Raw genomic sequence first — 6,661 nt, 5'->3', positions numbered from 1 at the left:
TCTCTTCTCTTCTATCCCGAGGATGTCCGCCTGCTTAGATGAAATCGGAGGTCTGGGAAATACCTCCCCCCAGCCATGTTTCGGCGGATATTTAGGCAGGATGGCGGGCAAAAAGCCGTTCCCGTTGCGTCTTCGAACGGCGTATCCCCGCCTCAGCCGCTGGTTGCCAGCGAAAGCTCTTGTGGCCGTTTTGCCAGGCTTCCCTCGTTGAATTTCAGGAATCCCACAAGAAGCCAGACGAGCCCGGCCGTTTTCATGGAAAAGATGGCCGTCGAGCCGATCATCAGATTGAGGAAGAGGAAAAGGGAAAGCGCATGGCCGAGGCGCCGCTGATTGACCGTCTCGCCGCCCGGATAGAGCGAGGCGTAGAGCCAGAACAGGATCAGGCCGAAGATGGTGGCGCCATAGATGATGTAGACATATCCGCTGTCGAAGAAGATGCCGACCTGATCGAGCTGCAAGCCGATCGTGCTCTGCAGATCCATGCCGAGGAAGGCTTTCACCGTGCCATTGATGCGCCCGACGAAATTATCGCCCGTCACGCTCGGCTCGAGCGCGTGAATGACGAAGCCGACAACGATGATCCCGGGCATTGTCAGCAGGTCGAGCGTCTTCGGGAGCCAGGGATAGATGAAGTAGCCGGCCACGCAGATGAGGCTGAAGATCAGCATCGTGCGCGTGTCGTTCGTCAACAGGATCAGCGCGACCGTCGAGAAGAATAGCAGCCGTTCCAGCAATCCCAGGCGATTGGAAAAGCTGATCAGATACAGCACCATGACGCCGCAGAAATTGGCGAGCGAGACCTGTTCCAGGAAGATGGATGACGACCGATGGTCGATCAGGCCGAAGGAAAACCGGCCCTCGAAGCCGAGCGCGCCGCGAAACAGGCCGAGATCGCTGTAGGTGGCCGGCGGCACGCCGCGTGTGTTCTGGAAATATTCGGCCGGATGGAACAGCGCGACATATTCCTTGACCGACACGATTTCCAGGACAAGCACGGCAAGCACGATGAAGCATGAAATCTTGAAAGCAAGCTTGACGGTGCGCTCGTTGGCCAGCCGCCCCATGATCGAAAAGGCAAAAATGATCATCACGTTGCGGAGATGATCGATATAGGCCTGCTTGTTGATGGCGATGACGAAAACCGTCAACACGATGGTCAGCAGCAGATAAAGGAGCGGTGCTATGTCCTGCTCATATATGCCTTTCGTTAGCAGATAGGTGAAAGCGGCGACCTGCAGCAATATTTCGGACAAGACGACCGCGCTCGGCGTCAGCGGCGTGATATTGTGATTGATGAAGGCAAGGATGCAGTTATAGCAGACCGCAAGCAGCGAAATCGTGAGAATGACGAAATTGATCGGCTGCTTTTCGCCTGAACGTTGCATCAGATATCCGAGGTCGTGGGGTCTTCACTGGCCGCGGCAGCATATCAGCCCGATGATTCGCGACAAAGAGCCGGCTCTCCGTTACCGATCATTTCGCAGGCTTGACCAGCGCGCATGAAGGCGCCAGCGACACCTTTCGGCTCAGGCCTTCGGCAAGAACCTTCATCTGCGGTTTGTCGCGGCCATTGCGGGGCTGGACGTTGAGCGGCTCCTCCGGCGGCCACCAGTCGCCAGCGGCCCAGTAGGTCCAGCCGAGCCATACGTCGCCGTTGGCGTTCATGATGTCGAGAACCTGCTTGAGACCGTCGAGGCAACCATCATTGGCGGCGACGCCGAATTCGCCCAGAAATCCGCGTTTGCCGTTCTTGCGCAGCCAGTCGGTGACGTCGCTCATGCCCTTCACGGCATTGTCGGTGCCGTCGCAGACCGGGTGCGTGCCCGAGCTGTCCGAATCCAGATATTGGTGAAATTCGAAGGCGTAGAAATCGATCGGATCCTTGATGCCGAGCATCACCGTTCCGTTTGCGCCCCCGCCAAGCACATCGGCCGACCAGCTGTGTGCGCCCGTCCAGTTCGTTCCGGGTACGAGGATGAGATTGCGTGCGCCGACGGTGCGGATGCTGCGGATGGCGGTATTGGCAAGTTCAAGCCAATCGGGCGCCTTGAGGTCGTGTGGCTCGTTCATCAGGCCGAAGGCGACGCCCTTCCGATTGGCGAATTCGACTGCAAGCCGCGCCCAGAAATCGCCGAAAGCGAGATCGGTCGCGGGCGGCTGCTTGAGCTGCGTCTTGTCGTAATAGGCGTAGTTATGAGGATCGAGAACGACTGCCATTCCATGTTTCTGGATGAGATCGACGGCATCCTTCAGCCGTTGCAGTTCGTCGCCATCGAGGGGCGCTCCGAGCACGGGCTGCAGCCGTTCCCAACGGAAGGGCAGGCGGATCGTGTTCATGCCCTTTTCCGCGAAATAACGCACGGTCTGTTCTGACGGATAGGTGTAATTGACATTGATGACCCCGCCGCGTTCGCCATATTCCGCGCCGGACAGATTGACGCCGCGATAGCACAGTTGCGCGGCGGCAAATGCGCCTCCTGCGTGCGTCGTGAAAGCGAGCATGACGGCCGCGGCCAGCAGGCGTCGCAGAGATTTCGTCATCGATGCGGTCATAGCATGCCCCTGTCTTCCGTGCGGCTTGCTTTTCATAGGAAGTATGGTGTTGAGCAATAATGAAAGGATGGGTTGCGTTGATGGTCGCGGCGCGATTTCCTGGAAGCGTCCTTAATGTTCCGTTAGCCAAACGTTTCTAAACTTCGGGCGTCTGCTGCGTGGAATCCGCCCGCGAAGCACTGAAAGTCTGCAATGAGCTCAATGGAACGAAGCCAGCGATCGGACCGACTTGCGGGTTGGCGCGACACCGAGCCGTCTGATGTACGGCGCGATGGCGTGCGCCTGCGCAGTCCCGTCTTGCGTCCTCGGGATTTCGTTGCCGCTGCCGAGCCCATAGCAGATTCCGAGGAGCTTGAGGCGCCCATTCCGGAAGCCGCCGTTCCGCAAAGCCCGCCGAAGCGATCCGATGTGAAGGAGCCGGTGGTCCCGCGCCCCATTGCCGAGCCGGTTGTCGCTGCGGCGATCCCGACCGTGGAGCAGGTTGCGGTTGCTCCGGTATCTGTCGCTGCTCCGGCGGCATCGCTACTGCCGGCAAAGTTGCCGTTGCTTGATCTTCGGTCGGCCATCGCTTTGATCTGGGCGAGGAAATTTGTGGTTCTTGCCCTGGCAGGCGCCGGCGCCGTTCTGGGCGGAGCGGTCATTCCCCTTATTCCGCAGAAATTCACCGCCGAGACCAGCCTCTATTTCGACCCTCGGCCGGTCGGAGGCACCGATTCCGCCCAGCAGGCTCCGACGCCACCGGAATTGATCACGACGATGATCGACAGCCAGACGCAGATTCTGTCTTCCGGCAAGGTGCTGGGGCGCGTCGTCGATGCGCTGAAACTCGATCAGGATCCGAAATTCAATGGCGGCGCCACCGGCGAGGCGGCAAAATATGTGGCCACTGCTGCCTTGGCGAAAGCCGTGCAGATCGCCCGCGAGTCCAGCACCTACGTCGTCAACGCGAAGGTGACGACGGGCGATCCTCAAAAATCGGCCGGGATCGCCAACCAGCTGGTGACCTCCTTCATGGAGGAAGAGAGCAAGGCAGCTGCTAGCACCTACAAGAGCAGCAATACGGCGCTCGATTCCCGCCTGGAGGATCTGCGCCAGCAGGTACTGTCAGCCGAAAAGGCCGTCGAAACCTATCGCGCCGACAACGACATGGTGGCCGTCGAGGGCAATCTGATCTCCGACAAGCGCCTGACCGCCTTGAACGATCTATTGGTGACAGCCCAGCAGAAGACGATCGAGGCAAGAGCCCGCGCGGACGCGGCCGGCAAGCTCAGCTTTGAAGATGTGGTCTCCAACAATCCGTCCGCTGGGGTGACATCGACGGCTTTGAGCAGCCTGCGGCAGCAATATGCGACGATGGCGGCCAATGTCGGCAGCCTTCAAAGCCAGCTCGGCGCTCGCCATCCGCGCCTGCTCGCCGCGAAATCGTCGCTGGATAGCCTCGCCGCCGAAATTCGCGCGGAGCTGCAGCGGCAGATGACCTCCGCCCGCGCCGATTACGAGCAGGCGCAGAAGGCCGAACAGGATATCGCCAAGGAACTTGCCGTGCAGAAGGCCTCGCAGGTCAACACCTCGGGCAAGCTTGTGGGCCTGAACGAGCTGCAGCGCAAGGCGACCGCGGCTCGCGACCTCTATGAATCGCTGCTGAAGCGGTCCGGTCAGGCGAGCGATGCTAAGGATCTGTCGCAGAGCAATATCCGCGTGATCTCGGAGGCGGAGCCGCCGCTAAAAGCCGATGGGCCGAGCCGCAAGGTGATGATGGTGGCCGGCCTGATCGCCGGCGCAATATTTGGTGCCGGTCTTGGCATGGCGTTTGCCATTCTCCTCGGCCTGTTTCGGCATCCCGTCATCCGTGGCTATTTCGGCAAGTGATCATCGTTTTCCCCTTTCGCATCGGCGGCCTTTTTCAGCATCGATGGTGCAATTGCGCGCCGACTGTTCTAAATGTAAATCGGCGCTGGGAATGATTGGATCTTGCTAATGGAGCACGATACGGTCATTAGGCGTTGTGCGATACTTTGTGAGACAATCTATGCGAGAAAAGCGGTGCGTTGCTCCGATGACTGGCGCCGGGGAAAGCTGACCGATGGTGCCCGCGGATAAACTCGTTCTGCCGTTTCTGGCGTTGCCGCGCTCCACCAAGCGCGCGCTTGCGCTGCTGGTCGATGCCAGCCTGTGTGTGCTGACAGTCTGGTTTGCCTATTGTCTTCGCCTCGACGACTGGGTCATCCTCGAAGGTGTCGAGTGGCTGCCAGCGGTCGTTTCGCTTCTGCTTGCCATTCCGATCTTCATCGTCCTCGGCCTCTATCGCGCCATATTCCGCTATGCGGGTCTTTCGGCTTTCGTTACGGTCGTCAAGGCGGTGGCGATCTATGCCCTCGCTTTCATGACGATTTTTACCGCGATCAGCGTGCCGGGCGTGCCGCGCACCGTTGGCATTTTGCAGCCCTTGCTGCTGCTGATCGCGATCGGCCTGTCGCGCATGTGGACGCGCTACTGGCTTGGCAACGCCTATCAGCGCCTTCTCAATCGCAATCAGCTCGCCAAGGTACTGGTTTACGGCGCCGGCGCGTCAGGGCGTCAGCTTGCGGGCGCGCTTGCCAATAGCGCGGAGCTGAACGTCGTCGGCTATCTCGACGACGATCGCAACCTGCATGGCAGCATCATGGGCGGCCTGCCGATCTACGATCCGGCCGATCTGCCGGCGCTTGTGGTCTCGGGCGAGATCAAGGGCGTATTGCTCGCCCTGCCGAATGCCACCCGGCAGCGGCGCAACGAAATCCTTGAAGATATGCGCAAGGCCCGCGTCACGGTGCGGACCATGCCAGATCTGACGGCGCTCGCGCAGGGCCGGGTCGCGGTTTCGGATCTGCGCGAGCTTGATATCGAAGACCTGCTCGGCCGCAACGTGATCGTCCCCGACCGCGGCCTGATCGACAAGAATATTCGCGGCAAGGTCGTCATGGTCACCGGTGCCGGCGGTTCGATCGGCAGCGAACTCTGCCGCCAGATCCTGAAGAACGGGCCGTCCGCCCTACTGCTGATCGAGCAGAGCGAGTTCGCCCTCTATGCCATTCACGGCGAGCTGGAGAAGGCGGCCGCCTCCGCCGGCTATGCCGATATGCGCATCATTCCCTTCCTGGCTTCCGTCCGCGACGGCCAGCGGATCAGGCAGATCATGCAGGCCTGGCGGCCGAAGACCGTCTATCATGCCGCTGCCTACAAGCATGTGCCGCTCGTCGAATACAATCCCGTCGAAGGCATCCGCAACAATGTGCAGGGAACGCAGATAGCGGCCGAAGCCGCGCGCGATCATGGTGTCGAAAATTTCGTCCTCATCAGCACCGACAAGGCCGTGCGTCCGACCAACATCATGGGCGCCAGCAAGCGGCTCGCGGAGATGGTGCTGCAAGCGATGGACGCCGATCGCAAGCCCGGCACCGACAGTACCAATTTCGCCATGGTGCGCTTCGGCAACGTGCTCGGCTCCTCCGGTTCGGTCGTGCCGCTCTTTCGCCAGCAGATCCGCGACGGCGGCCCGATCACGCTGACGCATCCCGATATCACCCGTTATTTCATGACCATTCCCGAGGCGTCGCAGCTTGTGATCCAGGCGGGCGCGATGTCGGGCGGCGGCGATGTCTTCCTGCTCGATATGGGCGAACCGGTACGCATTACCGATCTCGCGCGGCGAATGGTGGAACTGTCCGGTCTGACCGTACGGGACCAGGACGAACCGGATGGCGATATCGAGCTTGAAATCACCGGTCTGCGGCCGGGCGAGAAGCTTTTTGAGGAACTGCTGATCGGCGAGAACCCGCAGCCGACCAGCCATCCGCGCATCATGCAGGCCAAGGAAGATTTCCTGCCCTGGCCGGAGCTGTCGAAGCGGCTCGCCGCACTCGAGGCTGCGTTGGATGAAAACGATATCCCCTTGGCGAGAGCCCTGCTGCAAAAACTCGTTTCCGGCTATGCGCCGAGCAGCGAAGTGGTCGATCTGGTCTATCGCGAGCGCGAGACGGATCTGACGGTCGACCAACCGAACCTCGACAACGTTGCGCAGCTATAGGCGTGTATCCGCCATTAGAGCAATTCCAGGAAAGTCCGT

Annotated in this window: 4 protein-coding genes; 2 read left to right on the top strand and 2 right to left on the bottom strand. The window is 60.4% G+C overall.

The genetic code is table 11. The features are described 5' to 3' along the window. Window positions 1–152 precede the first annotated feature (152 nt). A complete protein-coding gene (locus AC13RM_RS31325) occupies window positions 153–1,388 on the bottom strand; it encodes a hypothetical protein (protein WP_374825003.1) in 1,236 nt (411 codons plus the stop codon). 88 nt (window positions 1,389–1,476) lie between these two features. Further along, window positions 1,477–2,556 (bottom strand): glycoside hydrolase family 5 protein, encoded by a 1,080-nt coding sequence (locus tag AC13RM_RS31320; RefSeq protein WP_374825000.1) that lies wholly within the window; start codon window positions 2,554–2,556, stop codon window positions 1,477–1,479. A 192-nt stretch (window positions 2,557–2,748) separates the two neighbouring features. Here AC13RM_RS31320 and AC13RM_RS31315 point away from each other — a divergent pair, with 192 nt between their 5' ends. Then, window positions 2,749–4,425 carry a GumC family protein gene (locus tag AC13RM_RS31315; RefSeq protein WP_374824997.1) on the top strand — a complete coding sequence of 559 codons (1,677 nt, stop codon included), beginning with the start codon at window positions 2,749–2,751 and terminating at the stop codon, window positions 4,423–4,425. Between the two features lie 214 nt (window positions 4,426–4,639). Next, complete coding sequence (locus AC13RM_RS31310) at window positions 4,640–6,622, top strand: polysaccharide biosynthesis protein (RefSeq protein ID WP_488556138.1); 1,983 nt, start codon at window positions 4,640–4,642, stop codon at window positions 6,620–6,622. Window positions 6,623–6,661 lie beyond the last annotated feature (39 nt).

Source organism: Martinezella sp. CNPSo 3732 (assembly GCF_057784515.1).
This window is presented reverse-complemented; position numbering and strand designations above follow the sequence as displayed.

Coding starts and splice junctions, on each gene's coding strand:
- AC13RM_RS31325 (WP_374825003.1), bottom strand. CDS start 1,388: ATGCAACGTTCAGGCGAAAAGCAGCCGATCAATTTCGTCATTCTCACG.
- AC13RM_RS31320 (WP_374825000.1), bottom strand. CDS start 2,556: ATGACCGCATCGATGACGAAATCTCTGCGACGCCTGCTGGCCGCGGCC.
- AC13RM_RS31315 (WP_374824997.1), top strand. CDS start 2,749: ATGAGCTCAATGGAACGAAGCCAGCGATCGGACCGACTTGCGGGTTGG.
- AC13RM_RS31310 (WP_488556138.1), top strand. CDS start 4,640: ATGGTGCCCGCGGATAAACTCGTTCTGCCGTTTCTGGCGTTGCCGCGC.